Genomic DNA, 26,534 nt, shown 5'->3' on the forward strand with positions numbered 1-26,534 from the left:
TGATGTATACCTTGCTGTTGGTTGATGATGAAGAGCGGATGCTCGATTTATTGGAATTGTATTTAGCGCCGAACGGCTACCGTTGCGTGAAACGGCGTTCAGGGGCGGAAGCCATTGACTATTTGCGGCGCCATCACGCCGATTTGGTGCTGCTTGATGTCATGATGCCAGAACTCGACGGATGGGAAACGTGCCGCCGCATTCGATCGTTTTCGAATGTGCCGATCATGATGGTCACCGCTCGCGATGAGACGGCGGATATTGTCCAAGGATTGAAAATCGGAGCGGACGATTATGTGACGAAACCGTTTGACGAGGCGGAACTGCTTGCTCGCATTGAAGCGGTGCTGCGCCGTACAGCTGGCGGTCGTTCCGCCATTCGCGCGGCCGGGCTTGTATGGGACGAAGAGGAACATACGGTCCGCTACGAAGATAAGCCGATTGCGTTGACGCCGAAAGAATTTGCCATTTTGGGGCTGCTGTTAAAGCACCCGAATCAGGTGTTCAGCCGCGGGCAAATCATCGCATCGCTATGGGGCTATCTCGCTGATACGGAAGAGAGGACCGTTGACTCCCACATGAAAAACATCCGCGAAAAATTGCGGAAAGCGGGGTTCCCAGTGGACGACTATTTGCAGACGGTCTGGGGCGTCGGCTACAAATGGGAAGGGCGCAAGTCATAACCATTTTCGGAAAGAGAGGCGTTTGGGTCAAATGGAAGAACGGATGATTGAGTTCCTTCAAGCATACGGCGGAGCGGCGTACTTCTTGAGTCTAGCCTGCAATGTGGTGATCAGCGTGCTCGGAGTCGTCCCAAGCGCCTTTTTAACTGCCGCCAATTTGACCGTTTTCGGATTTTGGCCCGGCTTTTGGGTGTCGTTTGCCGGCGAGGCGATCGGAGCGGTCGTCTCGTTTGTCTTGTATCGAAAAGGACTTCGCCGATGGAGCGAGACGACATGGCTTTCCCATCCCAAGGTGAAGCCGTTGCTTCATGCAAGTGGCAAGGAGGCGTTTGGGCTTATTTTCGCGCTTCGACTGTTGCCGTTTGTGCCATCCGGGGCGGTGACGTTCGTTGCTGCCATCGGCCGCACGTCTCTTTCTGTGTTTGCAACGGCTAGCTCGCTCGGCAAGCTCCCGGCTTTATGGATGGAAGCGTATGCCGTCCATCAATTCCTCGAGGCCGCCTGGGCGGGCAAACTGATGCTCGCTGTTGCATCGATCGTTCTTTTGTGGTTCGTCTGGCGAAAGATAGGGCAAAAAGCAGCGGGGTGAAACAGCCCCCGCCCGAAAGGACAGTCAGCCTAGGCGCCATACGGCCTTTAGCGGCAAATCCAAGGCCATCTCCACAAAATCTGCACAAATGTCCGGTATGCTAACAAGGCAAGGAGGGTGAAAACGATGAAAAACTGGAAAATGTTATTGGGAACAACTTCAGTTATGGCAGCGCTCTTGTTATCGGCCTGCACCGGTGCCAACGACAACAAAGCGCCAGAGGAACATACAGCTTCTCACACCGGGCATGAAGGAATGAATCACTCGGGCTCCAAAGAGGTGCCGGCCGGATTGAAGGAGGCGAAACAACCAAAGTATCCGGTTGGAAGCCAAGTCATCATCCATGCCGACCATATGCCGGGAATGGATGGAGCCAAGGCGACTGTCACCGGTGCCTTTGACACGATCGTCTATACGGTCACATACACCCCAACTACAGGCGGGGACCCAGTGAAAAACCATAAATGGGTCATTCACGAAGAAATCGAAAACGCCGGAGACAAACCGTTCCAGCCGGGCGATGAAGTCGTCTTGAATGCCGATCACATGGAAGGGATGAAAGGGGCCAAAGCAGTCATTGATTCGGCGAAACAAACGACGGTGTATATGGTCGATTACATCGATACGGAAACTGGTCAAAAAGTGACCAACCACAAATGGGTGACCGAAGACGAGCTGTCGCCGGCCAACTAACGAATCATCATCGGTGTTTCCGCAAAACGCGCAGCCATTTCCCTTGGAGCATAGGGGAATGGCTTGTTTTTTTCGGCTCATTTGTGAAAATTGTGGTATAATTATACGAAAATCCCCTATTTTTTCAAAAAATAGACAATATAGGCGGCTTCGCCTGAGTCTTACGGAGCGATCGGGAAAACGGGAGAAAGAAAGGGAGAAACGATGCGGAGATTTTGGTTGGGAGTTATGTGGTTTTCAGTGGTTTGGGTGCTTTACGGCATCGGAGCGGCAGGGCATCACTTATGGACGGAACACCGGATGGACGGACAGGCGCTGATTCTCGCGCTCGGCATGGCGACCATGGCCTGGCGGGCATGGGACGAATATCATGGGAACGGTTGGACACGAAAAAAGGAAGACGGGCGCCGTCTATGATGAAAGGACGCCCGTCTCTAGCTGTCGCCCGAGCGAAAAGAGGCGGTTTGGTTACGCCGTTCGCCCGGGCGCTTTTGTTGCTTGATGCTGCTTTTCTTTGACAGTGGAATAGATGAATAAGAGAACCAAGACGGCCACGCAGAGAAGCGAACCGATTCGATGCTCTCTTTGAAGCAAAAAGCCAAGCCAAATCGCCCCGAGCGCCCCGACCGCCGCCATCGTTGTGTACGGAAACCCTTTCGTTCGGAAAAACGGCTTCGTTTTGTAGTGCGGCCGCAGCTTCAGCTGAGCGGCGCCGATCATCATCCAAACGATGAGCACGGTAAACCCAGGAATCGTCATCAATTCCCCGATGATCCGCCCGGGCGCCAAGTAGGCGCCGATCACGCCAGCGGCGATGCAGATGGCGACCATGCCCATCCCGTACAGCGGAACCCCGTGTTTCGTCGTCCGCTGCAAGCGGCGGCTTGCTTCTCCTTGTTCAGCCATGGTGTACAGCAACCGAGAAGTCGCATAGACGCCTGTATTGGCCGCCGATAAGACGGCAATGAGCAACACCGCGTTCATGACATGGGCCGCGCCGGGCAACCCGATCGCTTCCAACACTTGGACAAAGGGACTGTTCGTTTCCGAAACGGTGTTCCATGGCATAATGCCGCAAATGATGGCCATTGGCAAAAGATAAAAGCCGACAACCCGCCAGATTGTGGTGCGAATGACGCGCGGCAGCACCTGCTCGGCGTCTTTCATCTCCGTCACCGCCACCCCGATCAGCTCCGCTCCTCCATAGGAAAACATCACGATAAGCAAGGCGCTGAGCGTTCCGGCAAACCCGTGCGGAAACCATCCGCCGTCGCTGGCAGACGGAAACGAGCCGCTTATGCCGCTTGGGATCACGCCAGCCCATACGCCCGCCCCGAGCACGATAAACACCACTAGCGCCGCCACTTTCAGGCCGGCCAGCCAAAATTCCGCTTCCCCGTAATACTTCACAGGGAAAAGATTCAACCCCATGATCAGACACGCGCACAGGAGGGCAAGCAGCCATAACGGCACAGACGGAACCCAATAGTTCAGAAAGCTGCCGGCAGCCAGCAGTTCGACAACAGTGACCAACGTCCAATTGATCCAATACAGCCAGCCGACGATCCATGACAGGCGAAAGCCAAACGCCCGGCGGATCAAATGTTGAACGTTCGAACCCGGATACGCGATCGCCATCTCGGCCAGTGCAGCCATAATCCAAAACAACAGCACGCCGCCGATCAAGTACGTGAGCACGACGCTTGGTCCAGCGATATGAATGGCCTCGGCGCTTCCTTTAAAAATGCCGGTGCCGATCATCCCTCCTAACGCGATCAGCTGAACGTGGCGGGGCAATAGTCCTTTTTGCAGCTGAGGACGGGATTGTTCCATGTTGACAACAACCTTTCTGCTCTAATGTTGATTCATAGATGTGCTTTTTTGCTTTTATGCGGTTAAGCAAAAAAGATAATTTCAGAATATAATAGTTCAGTTGTTCTGTCAACGATTGTCGAAAAAAGGCATCACCAACATGGAAATTGGTGGATGAAGATGACGCCTAGACGCTGCCTTCATCCCGTTGCGATTATGGCGGGAGTCGGAAAAGAACTGAAAAACATGGTCGTTCCGCTCCTTGTGATCATGGTGGCGGGCAGTCTGAACCGCTTCTCTTGGCGGGATTTCATCGTGCCGCTGGCGGCTGTCGTATACACGGTGGTGATGGGGGTTCTGTCTTGGCTCCGCTTTACCTACGCTTGGGATGAAGACCGCTTGCTCGTGGAGGAAGGCGTGTTTGTCCGCAAAAGACGTTCGATTCCGTTCGAGCGCATCCATGGGATTTCAGTGACAGAGGGGATATGGCAACGGATGGCGGGAGTGGTTCAAGTACATGTTGAGGCGGCGGGTGATGCCCTCGGTGAAGCAGAAGTGACGCTTCGGGCCATATCAAAGGAAGAAGCCCGCTGCCTGCAACGATGCGTGGAACAGGCGAAACACAAGGTGGGAGCCGCCGCCCATCCAGAACCATCCGCGAACCGTCCACATCGTGCTCTGTTTGCCTTATCGGCGAAAGAAATAGGGGTGGCTTCGTTGACAAGCGGTGGAGCGCTTGGCGTGGTTGCCGCTTTATGTGGGTTTTTGTCGCCCAAGCGCCAGCCGCAAACAAATATTGTATGTAAAAAAATATTTTTTATACTTTACTACTAAATATTAATTTATTATAATTCTAATGTACTAATCATTATCAATTATAGAAAGATAGAAAGGGGAAGAAATAATGGGGAACCAACAAAATGCTTCCAAATGTCCGTATCACGGCAGCGTCACAAGCTACAACTCAAATCGAACAACCAATAAAGACTGGTGGCCGAACCAGCTGAACTTAAGCATTCTCCATCAACACGACCGAAAAACGAATCCTCATGATGAAGAGTTCAATTATGCCGAGGAGTTTCAAAAACTCGACTACTGGGCGCTCAAAGAAGATTTGCGCAAACTGATGACCGAAAGCCAAGATTGGTGGCCGGCCGACTATGGTCATTACGGTCCGCTGTTCATTCGCATGGCGTGGCATTCGGCGGGAACGTACCGCATCGGCGACGGTCGCGGCGGCGGTTCGACCGGCACGCAGCGCTTTGCCCCGTTAAACAGCTGGCCGGATAACGCCAACTTGGATAAAGCGCGGCGGTTGCTGTGGCCGATCAAGAAGAAATACGGAAACAAAATTTCCTGGGCTGACTTGATGATTTTGGCCGGCAATGTCGCCATTGAATCGATGGGCGGCAAGACGATCGGCTTTGGCGGCGGCCGGGAAGATGTCTGGCATCCGGAAGAAGACATTTATTGGGGCGCGGAAAAAGAGTGGCTCGCTTCGGAACGCTACAGCGGGGATCGCGAACTGGAAAATCCACTTGCGGCTGTGCAGATGGGGCTGATCTATGTCAACCCGGAAGGCCCTGACGGCAAGCCGGATCCGAAAGCGGCAGCGCGCGACATTCGCGAGACGTTCCGCCGCATGGGGATGAACGACGAAGAAACGGTCGCCTTGATCGCCGGCGGCCACACGTTCGGCAAAGCGCATGGCGCAGGCCCTGCTTCCCACGTTGGCCCCGAGCCGGAAGCCGCTCCGATTGAAGCGCAAGGATTGGGATGGATCAGCTCATACGGAAAAGGAAAAGGCCGCGACACGATCACGAGCGGCATCGAAGGCGCGTGGACGCCGACACCGACGAAGTGGGATATGTCGTATTTCGATATGCTGTTTGGCTATGACTGGTGGCTGACGAAAAGCCCATCTGGGGCATGGCAATGGATGGCAGTTGACCCGAAAGAAGAGCATCTCGCACCGGATGTCGAAGACCCATCGAAAAAAGTTCCGACGATGATGATGACAACCGACTTGGCGCTTCGCTTTGATCCGGAATTCGAAAAAATCGCCCGCCGCTTCCATGAAAATCCGGATGAGTTCGCGGATGCGTTCGCCCGCGCTTGGTTCAAACTGACGCATCGCGATATGGGGCCGAAAACGAGATACTTAGGTCCGGAAGTGCCGGAAGAAGATTTCATCTGGCAGGACCCGATTCCAACGGTCGACTATGAATTGACCGATGCCGAAATTGAAGAAATCAAAGCGAAGATTTTGAACTCGGGTCTGACGGTTAGTGAACTCGTCAAAACCGCTTGGGCCTCAGCCAGCACGTTCCGCAACTCCGATAAACGAGGCGGAGCCAACGGCGCCCGCATACGCCTTGCGCCGCAAAAAGATTGGGAAGTGAACGAACCAGAGCGGCTCGCCAAAGTGCTTTCGGTGTATGAAGACATCCAGCGCGAGCTGCCGAAAAAGGTGAGCATCGCCGACTTGATCGTCCTTGGCGGCAGCGCGGCGGTTGAAAAGGCGGCGCGCGACGCTGGCTTTGATGTCAAAGTGCCGTTTATTCCAGGACGGGGTGATGCGACGCAAGAACAAACTGACGTCCAGAGCTTTTCCGTACTGGAGCCGTTTGCCGACGGATTCCGCAACTATCAAAAGAAAGAGTACAGCGTCGGTCCGGAAGAATTGCTCATCGACAAAGCGCAGCTTCTAGGGTTGACCGCACCTGAGATGACCGTGCTCATCGGCGGTCTGCGGGTGTTGGGCGCGAACTATCGCGATCTCCCGCACGGGGTTTTCACTGATCGCGTCGGGGTGCTGACGAACGACTTCTTTGTCAACTTAGTCGACATGAACTATGAATGGGTGCCGACAGACAGCGGCATTTATGAAATCCGCGACCGGAAAACGGGCGAAGTGCGGTGGACGGCCACCCGGGTTGACCTTATTTTCGGAGCCAACTCAATCCTTCGTTCGTACGCCGAATTTTACGCCCAAGACGACAACCGAGAAAAATTCGTCCGCGACTTTATCAACGCTTGGGTGAAAGTGATGAACGCCGACCGCTTTGACATTCATTTGAAACAAACCAAAGAGTCGGTCACAGTTTAACCAGGCAAAAAAAGCAGCTTGTCCGTTTAAGGGGCAAGCTGTTTTTTTATATTTCTTAGACTTGTTGTGGATCAAAAGGGAAAGATTCGTTGAAAGGAAACTAGAGCGCTCAATTACCTGTTTTTATGCTTATGTGTCAGAGATTTGCAGAGAGAAAAGAGCCTTCGGAGAATCTTTGAGAATAGTATGTATTTTATTGACAAATTATGTGTTTTTCAGTATGATTGCGGCAGAATCAAATCAAGATCAAATAGCATAGGGAAAGGGACAGGACAAACGTTCACGTCAAAATAAAAAGACAGCTCAGCCCTGCCCAACGGTGGCGGGGAAAACAACACCTTCTTTCTATGATTGTAAGGTATAAACGTGTTTTAGTCAACACAAAATGAATTTATGTATGGAAAGTAAAGGAGTTTACTTTAACATAAATCAGCCAGAAGTCCCCCACCTCTACAGGTGGGGGATGAATGGCGTTCGGTTTTTCTGTTTTTCTCTTTCTTCTTTGGATGGCAATAGAATACAATAAACATAGGAGGTGAAACCATGTATCGAACGCTGAAAACCCGTTTTCGGGCAAAGAAAGAAGTTATCCAAAAACTATTTGAATGCAATCGTATCTCCGCAGAAGTTTGGAACGAATGCCTTCGTTTGGCAAAAGAACATCATTTGGAAACAGGAAAATGGATAACCAAAACGGAACTGCAAAAAGCAACAAAAGGTCGTTTTTCTATCCACAGCCAAAGCATCCAGGCGGTTGTGCATAAATATATCTTTGCCCGTGATGGGGCAAAAGAAGCACGGAAAAAAGGAGAAAAAATCAAATATCCATACAAAAAGAAAAAACATTTCAACACGAAATGGGCAAAAGATGGGTTTGTTTTGCGTGAAGACGGAACGTTGGAACTGTCGCTAGGAATTTGGAATCGAAAACGACAATCTCCTTTGGTGGTGAAAATCGACAAAGAGAAACTTCCAAACGGAAAAGTTCCATGAGCAATTTTTGCTCTCCACCCGGGCATGAAAATGACTCATCGGGGCGCATGCATTTTCACGGAAAAGTCAAAGAAATCGAGTTGGTCTATGACCGTGGTTTGTGGCTTTGTTTATCGTATGAAGATGGGAAAAAACCAAAAGAAAATCCATGTAAAAACCGTGTTGCTATTGACCCAGGGGAAATTCACACCATCGCAGCCATTTGTGAAAATGGGGAAAGTCTCATTATCACGGGAAGAAAAATAAGAAGCATTCATCGGTTGAGAAACAAGAAATTAAAAGAACTGCAAAAACTCATGAGCAGATGCAAAATTATGGTGAAATCCGCCCATTGGAATTTACGGTCAAACCGTTTACGTATCGACGGATTGCTTAGGTATGAAGTCGTAGATGGCGAGTTCCCGCCCTTGAGTATCATGGATACTCATGTTGCCTGTGGCTCCCAACGGGACGGGTGCCAGGTGTTGCCTGCAGATAGGCTGCCAACCAGCCTATCATGCATCCACCTCCGAAGGGGAAACAGGAAACCCCCACTTCGATAAGTGGGGGAGGTTCATTATACCGGTTCCTTATTGAAGGAAATAACTTAATGAAGTTTCAACAGCAAATCAAACTATATAAATGGACGGGACACGAAGAACTCACCTTTGTCAATATCAGCGACTATGTATCACCTTTTATGGCTTATAAAGCAGCATATGATTCACAAGAAATAATACGAATTCAAAAGATCATGGTTGAGAATCCAGCGATGCCTCTAAAAGAGCTTAGACTCAAGACAGGCTATCCGAATACCATGAAGAACACACTGATCGGATACAAGGATCAGATTGAAGGGCGGGGTAGGAATTATTCTATTTTATGATTCTCTTAGTTAGTTTTTTTATCAATAAATATGAATCTTTGACACACAAAGAAAAGAAGGAGTTTTCCCATCATGGACGTTCGAATTCGGGCCATTTATGAAACCCGAGTTCGGCAGTCATGGCCGGCTGCATCTGTAAAATAGATCTGGAAAGGAGCGCCCGATGAGGATACGCAAATGTGCTAGAGCAGTGATCATCAATGAGCGAAACGAAATTCTTCTTCAGCAATTTGAATTTCGGGATGTAGTAGGGAACAAAGTGTTATGGGTTACTCCAGGAGGGGGCATTGAAGAAAACGAGACCCCAGCTGAAGCTTTAAAAAGGGAATTATACGAAGAACTAGGCATAGTGGTTGATCTTCTCGGTGGCCCCATATTCCAACTGGATGTATGGATTGAAGGAAAACAAGGTTCTTTTATTAGCCGGGAAATTTATTATCACGTTACGATCCAATCCGATACGGTGTTGTCTATCGAACATATGACAAAGAACGAAAAAGACACACTGAAAGGACTTAAATGGTGGAGCAAAGACGAATTGCAGAAAATCGACAACTTTGTGCCGCGTGAAATATTGAACTACATATAGTTTTCTGCTTTTCACTGCGCTGCGGTTGCAGCGAGTCGAGGGGGGAGTAGAGGGAATCGTGACGTTCCTTTCTCTACCCGTGGTGCTAGATAAACTTGATCAAGCATAAAAATAGCCCTTGCCTGCGGATCTCCTTAAAATGAAAGTGCGACCAAACATTGAAAAGGAGAATCCCCATGCAAGAGCACTTTCATTTTACTACAGATCGGGCCAAGATTCAAAAGCAATATGCCGCCATTTTCTTTTTTGTTTCTGCCCAACTTTCATGCATTCAGGTGCATCTTCATCGTCGAAATCGCCATTTGGTCAAGCAAGAGGACGCTGTCATCATCGCCATTCATCTTTTAGGAAAGTTGCTCGGTTTTACTTCTGAACGGGCGTGGCATCGCTTTGTGATCGGGAACTTGTTCCCAAAGGGGCAGTTTCTGGAACGTTCCCGGTATCATCGTCGTTGTCGATCACTGCGTTTTGCGATCAAATGAATTCGCCATGAATTGGCGAAACGCGGGCAGCACCATGCCTACGCTGTGGTGGATAGCTTGCCAATCGAGTTATGTCATGCCGTGAGAATGGATCGGGTCAAACGGTTTCAAGGAATCGCCGATATCGGGTATTGTGCTTCGAAAAAGCAATGGTACTACGGGTTTAAGCTGCACCTTCAAGTTACAGATCAAGGTCTGCCGATGGGATATGTGGTGACGGAAGCATCTTGTCATGATCGAATAGCAGCCGAAAGCGTCATGACCCAAATTCCCCATCCCTATAACTTCGGGGACAAAGGGTTTATTAGCAGCGACTTGCAAAAAAGGCTGTACGAAGAATACCAAATGGCGCTTTGGACTCCGTCTCGAAAAAACCAGAAACATCGTCCGCCTGAGACATGGGAGCAGTGGATCAAACAAAAACGCAAAGTGATCGAGACGGTGTTCTCGGTTCTGGTTGACCACTATCGTATCACTGAGATCCGAGCCAATTCGATTATCGGATTTGAAGTGGCGTTAGACGGTATATTGTTAGCCTATTCCCTGGTTACACTTGGACTAGTATAATTTCTATCTTTAGCTCAGTAAGTGCCTATATAATTCCTAGAAGAGAGTTAAATAATGTAGAGGAACAAGAACTTATCTTAAATCAAAGTTAACACACATTGAGAAAGAAACAGTAAGGTAAAAAAGAATTGATACTTCTGCCACAAAAGGAATCAAAAAGAGACATCATTCTTAATATTTTCATTCTTCTGATGGTGCTGTGTAGATGCGGCATGGTTGTCTCTCATGGAAGAACGAATGAACTTCCATCATCTGTAGTGCCGCGAAATGCAGCATGGGTGGCTATGATTCAAAAAGTTATTATCAACAAAAAGGTGGGGGTAATAGTGTTAGACAAGAAAAAAGTAGGAAATATATTAGGTGTCACGTCTTTGTTTCCTGTAATCATAAGTATCATTATTTTCTATGTTGAAAGAGGTCCAGATGCTGATGTTTATTTCGTGATCACAATTTATGGCATCTTATCAATTATTGGTATTTTATTCGCTGTGTTCTCGTGGTTGATGACAAAACGTTTCTTTCTGCCAATTATCAGCTTGATAGGAAATGGAGCGGTTTTGGCCATTGCTTTTCTTTTGCTATTGGCAATGGGGATTAGTGAACCATAAAAAAATATTCTTATTCAAAGATTCTGCCCGTAGTTGCAATCTTTCTTTTTCTCCTGTAAATACACAAAAGTAGGTGGCATATAAAAATGGAAATGAGTAAGTTTATAAGCTCTTCACCAAAAGTTATACTTGACTGTTTCAGATCATGTCTTGCTTACATGCATAAGGAAAATCAGTAAATCAACGATTTTCCTACATGGTGACACGAGAAAAAGCCTCGCTTGTCAAGTACACGTTGTGGTGATGAACCACCACAAGATTTAATATGCTACAGTTTATTAAAATTTATTAAAAAGGGAATGGGTTCGGGATCATGAGTCAAAAACTTAACAATACTAATTTGTTACTTTTTTTAGGAAGCAATATTTCAGTCACTTTTGGTTTATCTATGTTTACCATCATCATGACATGGTTGGCCTATAATGGAAGAGGCTCTTTAATGGACTCGGCGTTTGTCAGTATCGCGATGATGGTTGCTCAACTACTCATTGCTCCGATAGGCGGAGTTATTGCTGACCGTTCTAATCGAAAAAAGGTGATCGTCTTATGTCGCCTTCTTTCATGCGTAGTGATATTCATTGTTTTCCTTCATTTTTATATAAATGGGAAACTCGGAATTGTCATTGTGTCTATGGTTGCTACTTTTCTTCTTACGATCCTGTCTACTTTATCAGGTCCTGTACAATCAACCATTCTCCGAGAATTAGTAGAAAAAGAAAAATTTTCGAGTGTATATGGCAATTTTATCGCTTTAAGCGGAGTAAGCAGACTTGTAGGCCAAGGAATTGCAGGGTTTCTTCTTGCATGGATTGGAACTTCTTGGTCATTGCTGACAATTTTTGTTGTGTTTATATTTGGCGTTCTGCTCATACAGTTTTCTAAAATTTCTACCAAACCAGTAAATAACTATAGTGAATCCAGTTCGAAGCTTAGGGAATTGAAAGAAGGGTGGAATTATTTAATAAACATTCCATATTTAAAGTGGTTATTAATTACCGCTTGTCTCACAAATGTTTCGCACAGTTCGTTAACGATTGCGGCTCCGGCAATCGCCAAAGAGCTTGGCAACGGCCCGCAAACCTTCAGTTTACTAACGATGTCACTAGTTTTTGGCGGATTAGTTTGCGGGGTTATTGGGGGGAGAATGACCAAAAAAATTAAAACTGGATTAGCATTTGGATATTTAAATTTGTTAACAGGATTATTTACTATCATTATTGCCTTCTCTCATTCTTTAATACTTACATGTGCTGCTGTTTTCTTTCTGTCTTTTGTCATTACGATGGATGATATCATGTATGAATCTATCGTTATGTTACTCACTGACTCTCGTTATCGAGGAAGAATTAAAGGGCTTCAAGTTTCCATTGCCATGTTGCTAATGCCTTTTGCTATGCTATTAGGCGGCTATGTTGGAGATTTAATAGGTGTACGTAATTTGATTGTTATTTCCAGTGCATGTGTCTTTTTGGCAGCGATCATATGCTTTACCAATAAACATGTGAGATCTGTTTACTCTGGACATTATGAACACGCAGTTAAGAATGAGACAATGCAAATAAAATTATAGCTTTACCGATAGCTTACGCTGCTTTTATTAACCATTCTGATGTACAGAAAGTTTCAAACAACGTGCAGAAAGAGTAGAGAAACAAGTAATGCAATCGTTGAACAAAAATTCAAAAAAACACAAGTGATAAAACAAAACCATTCAATTGTTCGTTTATTTTAGAAATTATAAAAAATAAAACTATACGCTAAATAATCCATGAAACCAAAACAAAAAATACCTAAACAACTAAAAATTGGCTCTTCACCACAAGTTGTACTTGATATATTGACATAGAACGCAGTAGGAAAATAAAGAAAATAGAGGGTACAAAAAATGCGAATTTTCCTGTATGGTAAAGGTGACCAAACCAAACCATTGGAGGAAAATTCGCATGTACTCTCAGTTTATCAAAGAACTTATCGATTTGCCAGATGTTTTGATTGAAAAGGAACGAAAAGAAGGAGAACGCTGGATTTTCGAACTTTCTCTTCCCGAACAATGTCCGTTATGTCCTGTCTGCTTGCAACGCACAACAAAAATGACCCGAAAAAAGAAGCAATGGATGCATGGCTATGCCCAACGGATCGGGGTTTTTTGGATTGAACTCCCAGTGGAACGGAGACGTTGTTGCACTTGTGGCATGACATTCAGCACCTCTTATCCAGGGATCTCCCCTCGAAGTGTGGCAACGGACGCCTTTCAACAATGGGTGGCGCAATCTTGCATTGGAACATCCATTCAGGCGGTGGCTCGTATGCTAAAACTCCCTTACACGACTGTTGAACGTTGGTTTTATACCCATGCCCCTTCCTTTTTGTCGAATACCATTCAGCCAAAGGCGGTTTGTGTCGATGAGTTTGCTTTTCGAAAAGGGCATGACTATGGAGTGGCGGTCATGGATGCAGAGACGGGAGAAGTGTATTCCATCGAAGCAGGAAAGAATGAGGCAGCCATTCGAAGTGCATTGACGTGTGTTTCTTCTTCTGTCCAGTGTGTCGTGAGCGATTTGGCTCCGGCCATGAAAAAAGCCATTCAAGGGGCGTGTCCAGAAGCGGTACATGTGGTCGATTATTTTCATGTCATTCAGCTGTTTACGGAAGCCTTAGATCGGTGTCGCAAATATTTAGCCAAAGGGGGCAAGAAACACGGAAATGTTCGGTACGTTTGTTGTTTATTGAGCCAATGCCCAGAGAAATTAACCGAGGAGGAACGTCAAACGGTACGGGAGTGGTGTAAAGAAAGCGATTACCTACAGGTTGTTTATCAATCCCTCCAACATTTTCGCTATGTATCCAAAAGCCAAGGCGAACGACAGGCGAAACGTCGCTTGGAAGCTTGGATTCATCGGTATTTGTTTTGTACTTGTTCTGTTGTGCGTGCCATCGCAAAAGCACTCGCAAAACGAACAGAAGAAATCATTTCGTGCATTTTGTCGCCTTATTCGCTTATTCGAATGGGAAAATGGAAGGGACGAATAACAAGATCAAGCCGCATATAAAGACAAAAAATTGTTTTTAAAAAATAATGATAAACAAGAGACTGCATTTCATTAATAAAAGAAATGATTAAAGGATCTTAGTATTTCAAGCTCCTTTTTTGTGAATTAATATCTGATTTGCACAGAGATTTGATTGTTAATTGCAATGTTATTCGGTATGTTTATTTAACTTTTTGCACTCTATAAGTAAACCCGTTTTTTATCAATCATAAGTTGGCTTTTCATTTGGTCGAAAATCAACAATTAACGATAACAGACACCCATGCCAATAATAATTGGCACATCGATGGATGAAATAACAGTAAAAGTTATCCACAGTTATTTCAAGGTAGAGCTTTATTTAAAGGAAATTGTCGATAAATACGGAGTTAAATAGCTAAGAAGGTATACGATATAAAAATTAGGAATTGCGGTGAAAAGGCGGTGATAAACGTAACAGGTTAACGCCTGTTGTTTTTTACGCATATTGCAATATCAATGTGGTCATACTACAATTGAATACGTTAGGTGTTTGTGTTAATACGTAGGCATTTATAACAAAAATACGTTATGCCTGCGAAGGTGAGTGCTTTTTAATGGTTGTTTTTATGGCATTTTAACGTATTTATAATAATTGGGCTATAGCCAAGTGGTAAGGCAACGGACTTTGACTCCGTGATGCGCTGGTTCGAATCCAGCTAGCCCAGTTTGGAAACAGGCAAGCAATGTCGCTTGTCTGTTTTTTTGTGGAAAAAGAAGGAGTTTCGACAAAGATGTCAAATATACGTAGCGAGGAGGGGATTGTGGTGAAGACAGCAGATTTATGCGATGAATTTTTGAGTGAATTGCAAGTATGCCAGTTGCCGATGCAATCGTACGGAGGCAAAAAAGAATTTTCCGGACCGATTGCGACCGTTGAGGTGTTCGAGGATAACGTGCTCGTCCGCGAGGCGTTAGAAACCGTTCCTGCGGGAACAGTGTTAGTTGTTGACGGAAAAGGTTCACGCAATTGTGCGTTACTCGGAGATCGTCTGGCACAAATCGCCTGCGATCGTGGACTTGCGGGCGTGATTATCCATGGCTGCATTCGCGATTCCGCGGAAATCGCGAATATGCCGTTTGGGGTAATGGCGATCGGTACATGCCCGGTGAAAAGCAAAAAAGAAGGAAAAGGAAAGCGGGATGTCGCGCTTGAATTTGGCGGTGTCCTTTGGGAGCCAGGCGCTTATGTTTATGCCGACAGCGACGGAATTGTAGTAGCAAAAAGAGAATTACCAAAAAGTGATTGACGATGTTTGAAAATTTGTACTTAAGAAAACTTATTTCATAGACAACTACATAGCGTGTCAAAGCAAATAAGGTGCCTTTTCCCATAAGGGAATAGGCTTGGGAAGTACGGTGAAAATCCGTCACGGTACCCGCCACTGTGATGGGGAGCTTTGTTGCATCATGCCACTGAAGGAAACTTCGGGAAGGTGCAACAAAGCGATGATCCTAAGTCAGGAGACCTGCCTTATTTGTTCGGACGGATACCTACGGGATTATAGGTAGACGTGCGGGAGAAGCGTGTACTTTTTGGCTATTGGTATGCATTTTTCTGCACCTCTGCGTATATAGGGGTGCTTTTTATTTAACTGATGGAGGAAAACAACATGCACAGAATTGTAGTGGCTGGAACGGAAAGCGGCGCCGGCAAAACGACCGTCACGCTCGGCCTGATGGCGGCGTTAAAACAGAAAGGTTATATCGTGCAAGGATTTAAGTGCGGCCCTGATTACATTGACCCGACGTATCATACGGCCGTAACAGGGAGAACATCGCGCAATTTGGACAGCTGGATGGTCGGGCCGGAAACGGTGCGGGCGATTTGTGCAAAAGGGTGCGAAGGCGCTGACATCGCCATTATCGAAGGGGTGATGGGGATGTTTGACGGTGAACGCCCGACAAGCAATGAAGGTTCGACGGCGGAAATTAGCGTCCTCACCGACAGCCCGGTGCTCCTTGTCGTTGATTGCGCAGGGATGGCGAGAAGCGCGGCGGCGATCGTGCGCGGCTTTCAGACGTTCGACGGCCGCGTCCGCATTGCTGGAGTGATTGCCAACCGTGTTGGCAGCGAAGGACATTTCTGCCTTGTAAAAACGGCGATTGAACAAGAATGTGGCATTCCCGTGATTGGATTTTTAACGAAAGAGGATGCGCTCCACATTCCGGAGCGTCACTTAGGGCTCATTCCATCGATTGAGCGTGGAGAATTAGATCATTTTTTTTTGCGGAATTAGGCGAGCGCATTGCCAAGACAGTGGATCTTAACGCATTGCTACAGCTGGCGGAAGCGCCAGCATTAAACGTTCCTCGATCGTATTTCGATGTAAACAAATCGTATGATGTGCGGATTGCGGTCGCAAAAGACGCGGCGTTTCATTTTTACTATCCGGAAAATTTAGAGCTGTTACAAGCGTATGGCGCCGAGTTAGTCTTTTTCTCCCCGCTTGCCGGCGAGCCGCTGCCAGATGGGGTGCATGGGTTATACATTGGCGGCGGGTTTCCCGAAGAGTTCGCGAAACAGCTTTCGGAACAAATGCATGTAAAGCAATCGATCCAAACGGCGATTGAAAACGGTTTGCCGACATTGGCCGAGTGCGGAGGGTTTATGTTTTTAACGGAAGGCATTCAAACAACGGACGGCGCGTACTATGAAATGGTCGGCGTTATTCCAGCACGGGTGGTGATGCATTCGCGGCTTGCCGCGCTGGGATATCGCGAAGTGAAAGGCGAGCCGGGCAACTTGTTGCTTCCGGATGGATGGACGGCGCGCGGCCATGAGTTCCATTATTCGACATATGAAACGGACGGTGCCGTCAAGTTTGCCTATGAAACATCGGGATTGAGCGGCACGAAAAAAGACGGCTATCAATATAAACGGTTAGTTGCGGGCTATGTGCATTTTCATTTTGCTTCCTGTCCGTTGATGGTCGAAAATTGGCTGGCGCAGTGCGAGGAGGTGAAGCGCGGTGGCTAAAGCATTGCCGATCATGTTTCAAGGCACGCATTCCGATGCGGGAAAAAGCGTGATCGCGACGGCGTTTTGCCGCATTTTCGCGCAAAGCGGTTGGAAAACAGCTCCGTTTAAATCACAAAACATGTCTCTTAATTCATATGTGACGATCGATGGAAAAGAAATCGGGCGGGCACAAGGGATACAGGCGGAAGCTGCCGGCGTTGTCGCAACAACGGATATGAATCCGATTCTAATTAAACCAAGCCGCGAGTATGAATCGCAAATCGTCGTGCACGGAAGGCCGTATAAAAATATGCAGGCGCTCGCGTACCGCAGCGAATTTTTTGAAAAGGGGCTGGCGATCATCCGCGAGTCTCTCGATGTCTTAATGAACGAATACGACCGGATCGTGATCGAAGGCGCAGGGAGCCCGGCGGAAATCAATTTGAACGACCGGGAGCTCGTCAATATGCGGGTCGCGCACATGGCCAATGCCCCGGTTGTACTGATTGGCGATATTGAACGGGGCGGCGTGTTCGCCAGCTTAGTCGGCACCTTGCAGCTGCTAGAAAAAGAAGAACGCCAGCGCATTATCGGCGTGATCATTAATAAATTCCGCGGTGATTTGGCGCTATTGAAGCCGGGGCTTGATTGGTTTGAACAATATACCGGCGTTCCGGTGCTCGGGGTGGTGCCGTATTTGCCGAATTTGCATATTGACGCTGAAGATTCTGTTTCTTTAGATCAAGTGCCAACGACGGCAAACCCGGAAAAAGACATCGATATCGCTGTGATTCGCTACCCGAAAATCGCCAATTTTACCGACATCGATCCGTTTTTCGCCGAACCTGATTGCCACGTGCGCTTTGTGACGACGGCATCTCAGCTTGGGAAGCCGGATTTGTTGATTTTGCCGGGAAGCAAAAACACCATTGAAGATCTATTATATATGAAGCGACACGGCATCGCTGCGCAAATCGAAAAGCTTTTCCATCATCATAAGGTGATGATCATTGGCATATGCGGCGGCTATCAAATGCTAGGCGCCATCATCCGCGATCCGTTCGAGGTGGAGACGCCGATTCGGGAAACTGAGGGGCTGGGACTGTTGCCGATTGCGACGACGCTAGAGCGCGAAAAAACGACGATTCTATCGGAAGGAATCGTAACATTTGCCGGGGAGCGGTTTGCTGTGAAAGGATATGAGATTCATATGGGCCGTTCTGAGCCGTTAGCAGGGTATATTCCTCTTATTGAGATGCACGGGCTTGAGATGCACAGGCGGAAAGAAGGCGGGAAAAGCGAGGATGAACGAGTGATGGGCACCTATTTTCACGATCTTTTCCACAACGACGCGTTCCGCGAGTCGCTCCTTAATCATCTTCGCCGCCAAAAAGGGCTCGCCCCGCTTTACGGCCGCAAGTCGTTCCGTACGCTGAGAGAGGAAGCGTTTGACCGGCTGGCCGCTTGCGTGAAACGGCATGTGCGCGTGGAGGAAATCGAAGAGAAAATGCATGTATTTCAAAGGAGATTAAATCGTTCCAAATTAAATCTTTGTGCAATTAAGCCGTTAACGCTCAAAGAACGATGCTAACTGCTGTGAGTAAATAGAAATGGGAAACGGGGATTCCATTTCCCTTTGTTTCTTAAAGGTTTTGTTTAAGCATTGAATAAACTTCTTATTATTGGCCTTCTTTAACGAATTGTTCAATGCGTTTTTTTATGGAGTCGCGAACTTCACGGAACTTCGCCATAATTTCTTCTTCGGTTCCCGTGGCTTTTGCCGGATCGTCAAAGCCCCAATGCCATCTTTCCGCTTTGTCATTACGTACCACCGGGCAGTTGTCGTTGGCGTGACCGCACAAAGTAATAATGTAATCAGCTTTGCTTAAAATTTCTGGGTCAATCACGTCAGAAGTATGGTGACTAATATCTACCCCTGCTTCTTTCATTACTTGAACAGCACGGGGATTTAAACCGTGGGCTTCAAGACCAGCACTTTTGACTTCATATTGATCTCCGCCTAAAGCTTTTAGAAAACCTTCCGCCATTTGAGAGCGGCAGGAGTTACCTGTACATAAGAAGTAAACGAGTTTTTTGTCCATTTTTGATCCCTCTTTCATGTGAGTGGTTTTTGAACTAAAATCTCAGCATCACTTTCCCTCCCAAAGCCGTTTTGTCACCATCCGCTCCCACCACTTCCACGGCAGCACATGTTTCAAGACAATTCCTAATTTCACGCCTTTGCCAACCGGATACCGCAATTTCGGATAGGGAGACTTCGCCACTTGCACAATCTGTCGGATCACTTCATCCGGAGCAGGTGCCGTGTCGGCAACCTGATTGACATATTTCAAAATCGCCTTCATCTCTTTCGCATAAGGAGAATTCGGATGGATCGTTACCGCTCCCAACCCTTTTGACCAGATATCTGTTTTATAGGACCCCGGCTCAATCAAAACTACATGAACGCCATACGGCAGCATCTCTAAACGCAAAGATTCGCTGAATCCTTCCACCGCAAACTTAGATGCCACATAAGGTCCCATAGAAGGGAATCCGATTCGTCCGCTGATACTGCTTATATTCACAATCTTGCCGCTTCTGCGTTCCCGCATCGACGGCAAAACAGCTTTCGTTACTGCCACCAAACCGAAAAAATTGGTTTCAAATTGCCGTCGCCATTCTTCAACAGCAAGTTCCTCCGTGAAGCCGCCCGCTGCATAACCCGCATTGTTCACCAACAGATCAATTCGTCCGTAACGGCGAATCACATCCTGAATCACCGTTTCTACGGCGGAAAAATCGGTCACATTCAATTGGACAATCTCAATCCGATCTGTTACACCCGCTTCTTTAGCTGCCGCTTCCAGCCGTCCTTTGTTATTCAAGTTTCTCATTGAAGCCAGCACGCGATAGCCTTCGCCGGCAAGTACCACACTTGTCAGCAAACCAAAGCCGCTTGAAGCTCCTGTAACAAACGCAACCGGTTGCTTGTCAGAAGTCTGATCCACAAGATTCCCTCCAGCTATTAACTATTTCTAACTATTGGAATTGTATCATAAAAATAATGGAATAAATTTTGCGAAATTTGTTTCAAGAAGGATAATTGTATGCGAATGGTCGAACTGTATCTTCAGTAAGAGAAGCGATGCAAATAGAGAGGTGGTTCGGATGAACAGATCTTGGATTATATTGGTAGTCGTTTATATCCTTGGCTTTTCTTTTTCGGTATACCGCTACACACAACTTCCGCTGATAGTCGAGGATTCGGGAAAATTGCTGCCAACTTCGATTAAACAAATTCGCTCGGCTACTGATGAACAGTCTCTTCAAGAATGGATTCAAGCGGCTGCCAAACAAGGAGAAAAAATTTCTGTGGCTGGCATGCAGCACAGCCAGGGCGGACATACCTATTACCCCGGTGGGATCGTGATTGACATGAAATCGTACGATAAAATCTTAGCATATCACCCAGAAGCAAAAATGATACGCGTTCAAAGCGGAATTACTTGGGAAAAAATCCAACAACACATAAATCCTGATGGTTTGGCGATACGAGTCATGCAATCGCAAAATATTTTCACCGTTGGCGGTTCATTGAGTGTGAATGTCCACGGTCGAGATATTCGCTATGGCTCTTTGTTGGATTCTGTGGAATCGTTCCGTTTGCTGCAGGCCGATGGTTCTATTATTGAAGTAAGCCGAACGCAACATCCGGAACTATTTAATCTTGTCATCGGCGGCTATGGGTTATTTGGGATTATTTTAGATGTTACACTGAAATTGACAGATGACGAGCTTTACCAAATGTATACCCATAAAATAGATTACAAAGATTATGCCTCTTATTTTAAAGAGAAAGTACGAGCCAATCCTGCCATTCGGATGCATATGGCTCGCATTTCCGCTGCTCCTGAGTCTTTCTTAAAAGAAATGTATGTGACCAATTATTTATTGTATGAAGACCAATCCCTTCGTGAAAAATATCAACCATTGAAAAAAGAAACGATCATTGCCTTGCCGAAATTTTTGTTAGGATTATCACGATACAGTGATTGGGGGAAGCAAATACTCTGGGATACACAGCTTGCTTATTTCCAAAGCAAAAATGGCGACCTCATTACTAGAAATAACGTGATGCGCTCCGAAAGCCAATTCATGGAGTATGAAAACCCGAACAGAACAGAAATCCTTCAAGAATATTTTGTTCCTGTTGATGAATTCGCTTCTTATATCGATGATTTACGGAAACTTCTGAAAAGAGAGGACTTGAATTTATTGAATATCACCATACGGTATGTGGAAGAAGACAAGCAAGCGGTTCTTTCGTATGCGAAAGAAGACATGTTTGCCTTAGTACTCTTAATCAATCAGGGGCGAAGTGCAAAAGAAGTAGGAAAGACGCAAAAGGTCTTGAGGAAGATGATTGATGTTACTTTAGATCACCGAGGTTCTTATTATCTCCCTTATTATCCGTATCCAACGAAAGAACAACTGCATAGGGCCTATCCAAGAGCCAAAGAGTTTTTTGAAAAAAAACGCCAATATGATCCCGATGAGGTTTTCGTCAATCTCTTCTACAAGGAGTATGGAAAATGAATTATCAACGATTTGTAGCAGCGCAAAGTTTCGTTATGACAGCAGGCAGCATTGTGTTTCCATTTTACTTATTATTTATTCGAAATATCGGTGATAGCTATTCGCAATTCGGCTTGGCTTATGGTTTATTTGCTTTGACAGCGGCTTTATCCCATGTATGGATTGGGAAGCTCACGGACCGTTATGGCGATCGCATAATGTTGTTAGTATATGCATGGGGGATGGCTGGGTTGATGTTATTGATTCCTATTTCAACAGAAATATGGCAAATATACTTTATCCAGATTGTGATGGGATTGCTTGGTGCCGTTCAAAAAACGACAGAAAAGACCAGCCTTTCCAGATTCACTGAACCCGCTACCGCTGGAAAAACAATTGGTTACTATCATTTTTGGACATCGATTTGGCCAGCAATCGCCATCATTGCCACCGGCTATCTCATCGATTTCTTAACGATTGGGAGTTTGTTTTATTTCGCGTCTTTGCTATATATGGCAGCCGCACTTAAATTAACATCCACTGTTAATAGAAATTAGTGATGGATGGCCAGGATTTTTGGAAATTATACTTAATGTAAGATGGTAATTTAGAAATGTATTCGATGAATGAAGGGGCGATTACTGGTATGACCCATATGACTGTAGGATGATCTATAATGCGCGTTATGTAAAAATTCGCGAGGGGTGCGATCATCTTGAACAAGCAACTGTACGAAGTGCCGCTCCGGTGTTCATTGGACAATCAAAAAGAGGAATGTCTAGAAGGCCGGTGAAAAAAGTACACCCTGAGGCAGGGATTTAGGGGGCTTATGTCGAAAAAGGAAGAAAAATCGTTGGAATGGAGCGTGAGCGGATCATGAAAGCCCCCAAAAACCCTTCGACTCAGCCTCGTCTGTTTCAAGTCATCGACATGGAAGAACTGGTTCCTCCACATCATATCTTGCGCCAAATCAACGAAGCGGTTGACGTTTCCGTCATTCACGATTGGGTGGCTCCCCTGTACACGGAAAAAACGGGTCGCCCGGCGGCGGATCCGGAACGGCTGCTTCGCCTAATGCTGCTCTCGTATTTGTTCGACCACTCTGAGCGGGAGTTGTATGAGATCCTCCCCATGCATGCCGGATACTTGTGGTTTTGCGGTCTCGACTTTGAATCCGTGCTCCATCCGGATCCTCATCACCCCACACTGCCGGATCGAACGACGCTCGTCAAAACGCGGAAACGCTGGCGCCAACATGGAATCTTTGACCGGCTGATCCTTCGCACGCGTTGTGAGCATGTGTTCGCCGAAGGGAAGGAATGTCATGGGCTGGACCGGGCCCGAAGCCGGGGTCTTTACGCCATGGAAGAACAGGCGCTGTTGACCGCCGTCGTGCAAAATCTGAAGCGATTGGGCCGGTTTCGAAAAAAACGAGGGGGGACCGGCTCTTTGGCGTGCGCAAAAACGGAATTGGGAGCAGGAAGTCCTGCTCGTCTTCCCATCCTTTGGCGCCAAACGGCGGGGAGAATGACCTCCAAAATTCGACATGTGGGAAGTCTATGCCCCATTAATTCACCGGCCTTCTAGGGAGAATGGTGTTTGATCGCTATGAAGAGGCTTATCAAGCTTTGGTGGAGTATATGCGATTTTATAACGAACGGAGGATTCATTCAAGCATTCTCGATCTTCCGCCGCATGAATTTTACAAAAAAGCGCAAACGGAAGCGTTAATAATTAAAGAAATTCGAGTATAAGGCAAGAGGGATTTGATCTTTCTTGCCAAGAAAAAATGAGAAATTTTAAGAATAACCTAAAATAAGATAGGATGTGTCCAAAATTAGGGGGTCAATCCGCCATAAAAGTGATTCTTTTTAATTCGTTAATCGAGCGAAAGCAACCGTGTTGATATTCATAATGGGGAAAGGTGCTTGAAATGACAAGTTTTCTCATTTATCTTTATTTAAACCGCCAACAAGAGATTTAGAGGGGTTTATACTGGAGAAGGATATTATATATGTTGGTGGGGGAAATACAAGAAACTTATTAGTTTTATGGAAAGAGTGGGGGTTAGATAATATTTTGAGAAAAGCTTGGAACTAAGGGATTGTTTTAGCTGGCGTTAGTGCTGGTTCTATATGTTGGTTCGAGGAAGGCGTCACAGATTCATTTGGAGAGGGATTAGAACCAATTAAATGCTTAGGTTTTTTTAAGTTTTTCTGAGGACAAATTAATATCTAGGGAGTGATAATCTTGAAATTATACGGTGAATTTACAAAGAAAGATTGGCTAAAAGCATTTAATATAGAAGAAAAGGATGTTCCAAAGTCATTTATTATTCATGGTGCTTGGGAACATGAAAAAAACCTAACGATATGGAAAGATAAGATTGTTAAGGATATATGGACACCTCATTGGAATTCGATTATAGGGAAATTAAATAATCAAAAAATCGGATTTGCTAATGTATTTGGAGGTCCAAGTGCTGCAGTAATATGTCATCAATTTGCATCTCTTGGAACCGATATTTTCATTCAGACGGGATACTTTGGTGGTCTATCTCATGATGTACAGTTTGGTGATATTTTAATTGTAACCGCTGCTGAAATGGCAGATGGTGTTTCACATTGGTATCTACCAGACCAACAAACAGTACAATCTGATAGAGAACTTATAGAGACAGCAATTAACTTTTGTGAAGACAGGGGATATAGTTATGTAACAGGAACCGTCTTTACAACGGGTGCAATCATGGTAGAAACAAGCGAAATGGTTCAAAAATGGGCTAAAAGTGGTCATATAGGGGTTGATATGGAAACAGCTACAACTCTAGCTGTTGCGAGGAAGTTTAATAAAAAAGCAATTGGACTACTCAATCTTTCTGACCATATTATAAAAAGAGATACATTCTATTCGCCTAATAAAAGACGAGATGAGATAAAGGAAAAAACTGATGAAAAGATAAGAGAACTCGCATTATATCTATCAAGATTATAAAATCTTTTATTCCACTAAGATGCCAAGAGACATGGGAGGGTTCGTCATCATCAGCGATGCAGAGATCCACGGTGCATCCCATACGCTTCCCCTACTACAACCAAATTTAACCAGTAGGGGCCGCGAAGTGTACCCACCCAATGTAAGATATACATATATTTAAGAAATAATGTTAGGAACTTTGTCGAAAAATATTTTTTGACACCCCTGAAACGGCTACAACCGTTGATATATCAACATTTATAGAGGGAGGGATTTTTCATATGAACATTCGCCGCTTTCGCAAAGAGGATTGGCTGCAAGTGAAGGAGATTTACGAGCAAGGAATTGCGACAGGACAAGCAACGTTTGAAACGACAGCACCATCGTTCGAAAAATGGGAATCGACCATTGCTGCAAATTTATGTTTAGTCGCTGAAGACGAAGAAGGTATTCAAGGCTGGTGTAAGATAAGTAAAGTATCGGATCGCTGCGTGTATGAAGGGGTGGGAGAGGTTATTTAGGGCTTGAATCTCATCGTGGAGAACAACAAATTAATGGGACAACCATAGGATGAGGGGGGAGTAAGCGCTCTTTTTTTTCCTTTCCCATATATACGTATCGTGTTGTTAGATAAATCAATTTGTTCCCAAGTTAGTTCAACAATTTCAGATCTTCGCATACCCGTAGTGGCTAACAGTTTAAATAGAAGATGGTTTCGCATCGCCATTCGGCTATTATCTTGCTCCAAAAAATGAAACAGCTTTCGGAGTTCAGACAAAGACATATAAGTCGGTAATTTACTATCCGTTTTAGGAGTATCAATTCCAATCATAAAATCGTTGTCGATTAGATTTTCTTTGACACAGTATTTACTGAACGATTTCAAGCAAGAAATTCTCCGATAGATCGTTCTAGGTTTGACATTTTCTTTTGTAATCTGATGCTGGATGAAGCGACGAACATGTGTTTTTATAATGTTATTAAGTTGTACAGAATAACCATGTTGGATTAAGAAGTTCTCGAAACATCTCAAATCATACGCATAACCATCAACGGTGTTAAGTGAATAGTTTTTTTCAATTTGCAAGTACAAAACAAATTCATCAACGGCTTGTCTAAACAACATGAAAAAAACACCTCCAGTTGATAATCAACGACCGATAATAAATCGGTAAAAAACAATGATAATTCGTTCAAAAAATGATAATTCGTAGACACAAAAAATTATGAGGAACTTAGGTTAACAAGTTCCGGATAATTGATTTTATGGGCACTTGAGGGAAGAAACCCTCAATTCAGGCGGAAATTATCTAGTCGACATAATACAAATTATAGGAAGTTATATTCAGTTTTGTCTCAATAAAAAGTAATCTTTTGATAGTGAGACGAAAAGCAAAAAAACAACGACATCCGTCATGAATGAGCGCTTTTGCAGCATACGCATGCAGCGGACATATTTGGTTGCTGAACTCCCCGCCACCTGGAAATCCGTTATAGTTTGTTATAAAGGAGTGCGCGATGATGAGATGCGGGCTCGTCCATATTTGTTGTGTCATACCAAAAAAATCAAGAGTCGTCGCCAATTTGGTTTTTGCGCCGTTCCTAGCTTGTGCCCGAGCGGTATGTGTTTCACCGCAATCATTTTCCGCATCCGTCTCGCCTTCCGTGTGAGTAAAATATTTGTGGGTGACATTCCGAAATGATCCCCGACGAGGGTTGCGAACTTTTGTTCGCGACGCTCGTCGGGGCCACCAAGCGAAGCGCGGTAGAAAAAGCAAATGTCGTGAAAAAAGGACTCTCTCCCTGCTATGATGGTGATTGGCAAACCAACCGAAAACAGGAGGGAGAGAGTCCATGAAACATCTTACCACAGAATGGCCTTTATTAAAAGAGCTGGAGGAGCAATTAGTCAGAACTCTTCAAAAGGTGTTCGCTGTCTTGTTGGCGGCCCTTTTGGAGG

At 45.7% G+C, this 26,534-nt stretch carries 23 protein-coding genes, 1 tRNA gene, 5 pseudogenes and 1 riboswitch; of the genes and pseudogenes, 25 read left to right on the forward strand and 4 right to left on the reverse strand.

The features are described from left to right. Positions 1-2: 2 nt before the first annotated feature. From ETC02_RS08140 to ETC02_RS08155, 4 genes are all read left to right on the forward strand, one after another. Positions 3-683: a response regulator transcription factor gene (locus ETC02_RS08140; RefSeq protein WP_095860215.1), complete on the forward strand. Its 681-nt coding sequence runs from the start codon at positions 3-5 to the stop codon at positions 681-683. 31 nt (positions 684-714) lie between these two features. Further along, positions 715-1,272 (forward strand): TVP38/TMEM64 family protein, encoded by a 558-nt coding sequence (locus ETC02_RS08145; protein ID WP_015374808.1) that lies wholly within the window; start codon positions 715-717, stop codon positions 1,270-1,272. A 126-nt stretch (positions 1,273-1,398) separates the two neighbouring features. Further along, a complete protein-coding gene (locus ETC02_RS08150; RefSeq protein WP_171698196.1) occupies positions 1,399-1,965 on the forward strand; it encodes a YdhK family protein in 567 nt (188 codons plus the stop codon). Positions 1,966-2,205: 240 nt separating this feature from the next. Further along, a complete protein-coding gene (locus ETC02_RS08155; protein ID WP_371810155.1) occupies positions 2,206-2,382 on the forward strand; it encodes a hypothetical protein in 177 nt (58 codons plus the stop codon). Positions 2,383-2,433: 51 nt separating this feature from the next. Here the strand turns inward: ETC02_RS08155 and ETC02_RS08160 are convergent, their stop codons facing one another. Continuing rightward, positions 2,434-3,798 (reverse strand): amino acid permease, encoded by a 1,365-nt coding sequence (locus ETC02_RS08160; RefSeq protein WP_171698198.1) that lies wholly within the window; start codon positions 3,796-3,798, stop codon positions 2,434-2,436. Positions 3,799-3,957: 159 nt separating this feature from the next. Between ETC02_RS08160 and ETC02_RS08165 the strand changes: the two are divergent. The 13 genes and pseudogenes from ETC02_RS08165 to ETC02_RS08225 all read left to right on the forward strand — a co-directional run. After that, positions 3,958-4,548: pseudogene (locus tag ETC02_RS08165) on the forward strand (PH domain-containing protein); the annotation flags it as partial. A 133-nt stretch (positions 4,549-4,681) separates the two neighbouring features. Beyond that, complete coding sequence (gene katG, locus ETC02_RS08170; protein WP_055359027.1) at positions 4,682-6,886, forward strand: catalase/peroxidase HPI; 2,205 nt, start codon at positions 4,682-4,684, stop codon at positions 6,884-6,886. Positions 6,887-7,429: 543 nt separating this feature from the next. Further along, the gene (locus ETC02_RS17705; RefSeq protein WP_253264113.1) at positions 7,430-7,879 is read left to right on the forward strand and encodes a transposase; all 450 of its coding nucleotides are present in this window, start codon (positions 7,430-7,432) and stop codon (positions 7,877-7,879) included. A 589-nt stretch (positions 7,880-8,468) separates the two neighbouring features. Next, positions 8,469-8,744: a hypothetical protein gene (locus ETC02_RS08180; protein ID WP_063211955.1), complete on the forward strand. Its 276-nt coding sequence runs from the start codon at positions 8,469-8,471 to the stop codon at positions 8,742-8,744. A gap of 163 nt (positions 8,745-8,907) precedes the next feature. After that, positions 8,908-9,333, forward strand: a complete 426-nt coding sequence (locus tag ETC02_RS08185) for an NUDIX hydrolase (protein ID WP_063211957.1) — start codon at positions 8,908-8,910, stop codon at positions 9,331-9,333. Positions 9,334-9,509: 176 nt separating this feature from the next. Next, positions 9,510-10,382 (forward strand): annotated as a pseudogene (locus tag ETC02_RS08190) (IS982 family transposase). 284 nt (positions 10,383-10,666) lie between these two features. Beyond that, positions 10,667-10,990, forward strand: a complete 324-nt coding sequence (locus ETC02_RS08195) for a hypothetical protein (protein ID WP_216367745.1) — start codon at positions 10,667-10,669, stop codon at positions 10,988-10,990. 313 nt (positions 10,991-11,303) lie between these two features. Then, complete coding sequence (locus tag ETC02_RS08200; protein WP_171698199.1) at positions 11,304-12,560, forward strand: MFS transporter; 1,257 nt, start codon at positions 11,304-11,306, stop codon at positions 12,558-12,560. Positions 12,561-12,933: 373 nt separating this feature from the next. Then, positions 12,934-14,030 (forward strand): annotated as a pseudogene (locus ETC02_RS08205) (ISL3 family transposase); the annotation flags it as partial. A gap of 624 nt (positions 14,031-14,654) precedes the next feature. Continuing rightward, a tRNA-Gln gene (locus ETC02_RS08210) sits at positions 14,655-14,726 on the forward strand. A 99-nt stretch (positions 14,727-14,825) separates the two neighbouring features. Then, on the forward strand, positions 14,826-15,308 hold the full coding sequence (rraA, locus tag ETC02_RS08215; protein WP_171698201.1) for a ribonuclease E activity regulator RraA: 483 nt from the start codon (positions 14,826-14,828) through the stop codon (positions 15,306-15,308). Between the two features lie 52 nt (positions 15,309-15,360). After that, positions 15,361-15,549: riboswitch (cobalamin riboswitch) on the forward strand. A 122-nt stretch (positions 15,550-15,671) separates the two neighbouring features. Beyond that, a pseudogene (locus ETC02_RS08220) lies at positions 15,672-17,038 on the forward strand (cobyrinic acid a,c-diamide synthase CobB). Then, positions 17,031-18,611 (forward strand): cobyric acid synthase, encoded by a 1,581-nt coding sequence (locus ETC02_RS08225; RefSeq protein WP_171698202.1) that lies wholly within the window; start codon positions 17,031-17,033, stop codon positions 18,609-18,611. The pseudogene ETC02_RS08220 and the gene ETC02_RS08225 overlap by 8 nt, the downstream one beginning before the upstream one ends. Positions 18,612-18,699: 88 nt before the next feature. Here ETC02_RS08225 and arsC read toward each other — a convergent pair whose 3' ends face one another. Both arsC and ETC02_RS08235 read right to left on the reverse strand, forming a co-directional pair. Next, positions 18,700-19,122, reverse strand: a complete 423-nt coding sequence (gene arsC, locus ETC02_RS08230) for an arsenate reductase (thioredoxin) (RefSeq protein ID WP_062754587.1) — start codon at positions 19,120-19,122, stop codon at positions 18,700-18,702. Positions 19,123-19,170: 48 nt separating this feature from the next. Further along, positions 19,171-20,031, reverse strand: a complete 861-nt coding sequence (locus ETC02_RS08235) for an oxidoreductase (protein WP_171698203.1) — start codon at positions 20,029-20,031, stop codon at positions 19,171-19,173. Positions 20,032-20,191: 160 nt separating this feature from the next. Here ETC02_RS08235 and ETC02_RS08240 point away from each other — a divergent pair, with 160 nt between their 5' ends. The 7 genes and pseudogenes from ETC02_RS08240 to ETC02_RS08270 all read left to right on the forward strand — a co-directional run bounded on the left by ETC02_RS08240 (position 20,192) and on the right by ETC02_RS08270 (position 25,095). Next, positions 20,192-21,619: an FAD-binding oxidoreductase gene (locus tag ETC02_RS08240; protein ID WP_063211976.1), complete on the forward strand. Its 1,428-nt coding sequence runs from the start codon at positions 20,192-20,194 to the stop codon at positions 21,617-21,619. Continuing rightward, positions 21,616-22,155: an MFS transporter gene (locus ETC02_RS08245; RefSeq protein ID WP_015863935.1), complete on the forward strand. Its 540-nt coding sequence runs from the start codon at positions 21,616-21,618 to the stop codon at positions 22,153-22,155. The genes ETC02_RS08240 and ETC02_RS08245 overlap by 4 nt, the downstream gene beginning before the upstream one ends. A gap of 301 nt (positions 22,156-22,456) precedes the next feature. Further along, positions 22,457-23,185: a transposase gene (locus ETC02_RS08250; RefSeq protein ID WP_171698204.1), complete on the forward strand. Its 729-nt coding sequence runs from the start codon at positions 22,457-22,459 to the stop codon at positions 23,183-23,185. A 5-nt stretch (positions 23,186-23,190) separates the two neighbouring features. Further along, positions 23,191-23,352: an IS3 family transposase gene (locus ETC02_RS18370; RefSeq protein WP_171698205.1), complete on the forward strand. Its 162-nt coding sequence runs from the start codon at positions 23,191-23,193 to the stop codon at positions 23,350-23,352. Positions 23,353-23,542: 190 nt separating this feature from the next. Further along, positions 23,543-23,809, forward strand: a pseudogene (locus tag ETC02_RS08260) (Type 1 glutamine amidotransferase-like domain-containing protein); the annotation flags it as partial. A 30-nt stretch (positions 23,810-23,839) separates the two neighbouring features. After that, positions 23,840-24,592: a nucleoside phosphorylase gene (locus ETC02_RS08265; RefSeq protein ID WP_371810157.1), complete on the forward strand. Its 753-nt coding sequence runs from the start codon at positions 23,840-23,842 to the stop codon at positions 24,590-24,592. A 263-nt stretch (positions 24,593-24,855) separates the two neighbouring features. Beyond that, on the forward strand, positions 24,856-25,095 hold the full coding sequence (locus tag ETC02_RS08270) for a GNAT family N-acetyltransferase (RefSeq protein WP_233205034.1): 240 nt from the start codon (positions 24,856-24,858) through the stop codon (positions 25,093-25,095). Here the strand turns inward: ETC02_RS08270 and ETC02_RS08275 are convergent. Then, a complete protein-coding gene (locus ETC02_RS08275) occupies positions 25,092-25,700 on the reverse strand; it encodes a tyrosine-type recombinase/integrase (RefSeq protein WP_253264114.1) in 609 nt (202 codons plus the stop codon). The genes ETC02_RS08270 and ETC02_RS08275 overlap by 4 nt on opposite strands. Before the next feature lie 728 nt (positions 25,701-26,428). On the opposite strand from ETC02_RS08275, the gene ETC02_RS08280 reads away from it, so the two are divergent. Further along, positions 26,429-26,534: UPF0236 family transposase-like protein (locus ETC02_RS08280; protein ID WP_147432156.1), on the forward strand; the 106-nt coding region annotated here is incomplete at its 3' end.

The sequence above is a fragment of the Geobacillus sp. DSP4a genome, from assembly GCF_013096875.1.
Taxonomy (GTDB): Bacteria; Bacillota; Bacilli; order Bacillales; family Anoxybacillaceae; genus Geobacillus; species Geobacillus thermophilus.

Coding starts and splice junctions, on each gene's coding strand:
- ETC02_RS08140 (WP_095860215.1), top strand. CDS start 3: ATGTATACCTTGCTGTTGGTTGATGATGAAGAGCGGATGCTCGATTTA.
- ETC02_RS08145 (WP_015374808.1), top strand. CDS start 715: ATGGAAGAACGGATGATTGAGTTCCTTCAAGCATACGGCGGAGCGGCG.
- ETC02_RS08150 (WP_171698196.1), top strand. CDS start 1,399: ATGAAAAACTGGAAAATGTTATTGGGAACAACTTCAGTTATGGCAGCG.
- ETC02_RS08160 (WP_171698198.1), bottom strand. CDS start 3,798: ATGGAACAATCCCGTCCTCAGCTGCAAAAAGGACTATTGCCCCGCCAC.
- katG (WP_055359027.1), top strand. CDS start 4,682: ATGGGGAACCAACAAAATGCTTCCAAATGTCCGTATCACGGCAGCGTC.
- ETC02_RS17705 (WP_253264113.1), top strand. CDS start 7,430: ATGTATCGAACGCTGAAAACCCGTTTTCGGGCAAAGAAAGAAGTTATC.
- ETC02_RS08180 (WP_063211955.1), top strand. CDS start 8,469: ATGAAGTTTCAACAGCAAATCAAACTATATAAATGGACGGGACACGAA.
- ETC02_RS08185 (WP_063211957.1), top strand. CDS start 8,908: ATGAGGATACGCAAATGTGCTAGAGCAGTGATCATCAATGAGCGAAAC.
- ETC02_RS08195 (WP_216367745.1), top strand. CDS start 10,667: ATGATTCAAAAAGTTATTATCAACAAAAAGGTGGGGGTAATAGTGTTA.
- ETC02_RS08200 (WP_171698199.1), top strand. CDS start 11,304: ATGAGTCAAAAACTTAACAATACTAATTTGTTACTTTTTTTAGGAAGC.
- arsC (WP_062754587.1), bottom strand. CDS start 19,122: ATGGACAAAAAACTCGTTTACTTCTTATGTACAGGTAACTCCTGCCGC.
- ETC02_RS08240 (WP_063211976.1), top strand. CDS start 20,192: ATGAACAGATCTTGGATTATATTGGTAGTCGTTTATATCCTTGGCTTT.
- ETC02_RS08245 (WP_015863935.1), top strand. CDS start 21,616: ATGAATTATCAACGATTTGTAGCAGCGCAAAGTTTCGTTATGACAGCA.
- ETC02_RS08250 (WP_171698204.1), top strand. CDS start 22,457: ATGGAGCGTGAGCGGATCATGAAAGCCCCCAAAAACCCTTCGACTCAG.
- ETC02_RS18370 (WP_171698205.1), top strand. CDS start 23,191: ATGGTGTTTGATCGCTATGAAGAGGCTTATCAAGCTTTGGTGGAGTAT.
- ETC02_RS08270 (WP_233205034.1), top strand. CDS start 24,856: ATGAACATTCGCCGCTTTCGCAAAGAGGATTGGCTGCAAGTGAAGGAG.
- ETC02_RS08275 (WP_253264114.1), bottom strand. CDS start 25,700: ATGTTGTTTAGACAAGCCGTTGATGAATTTGTTTTGTACTTGCAAATT.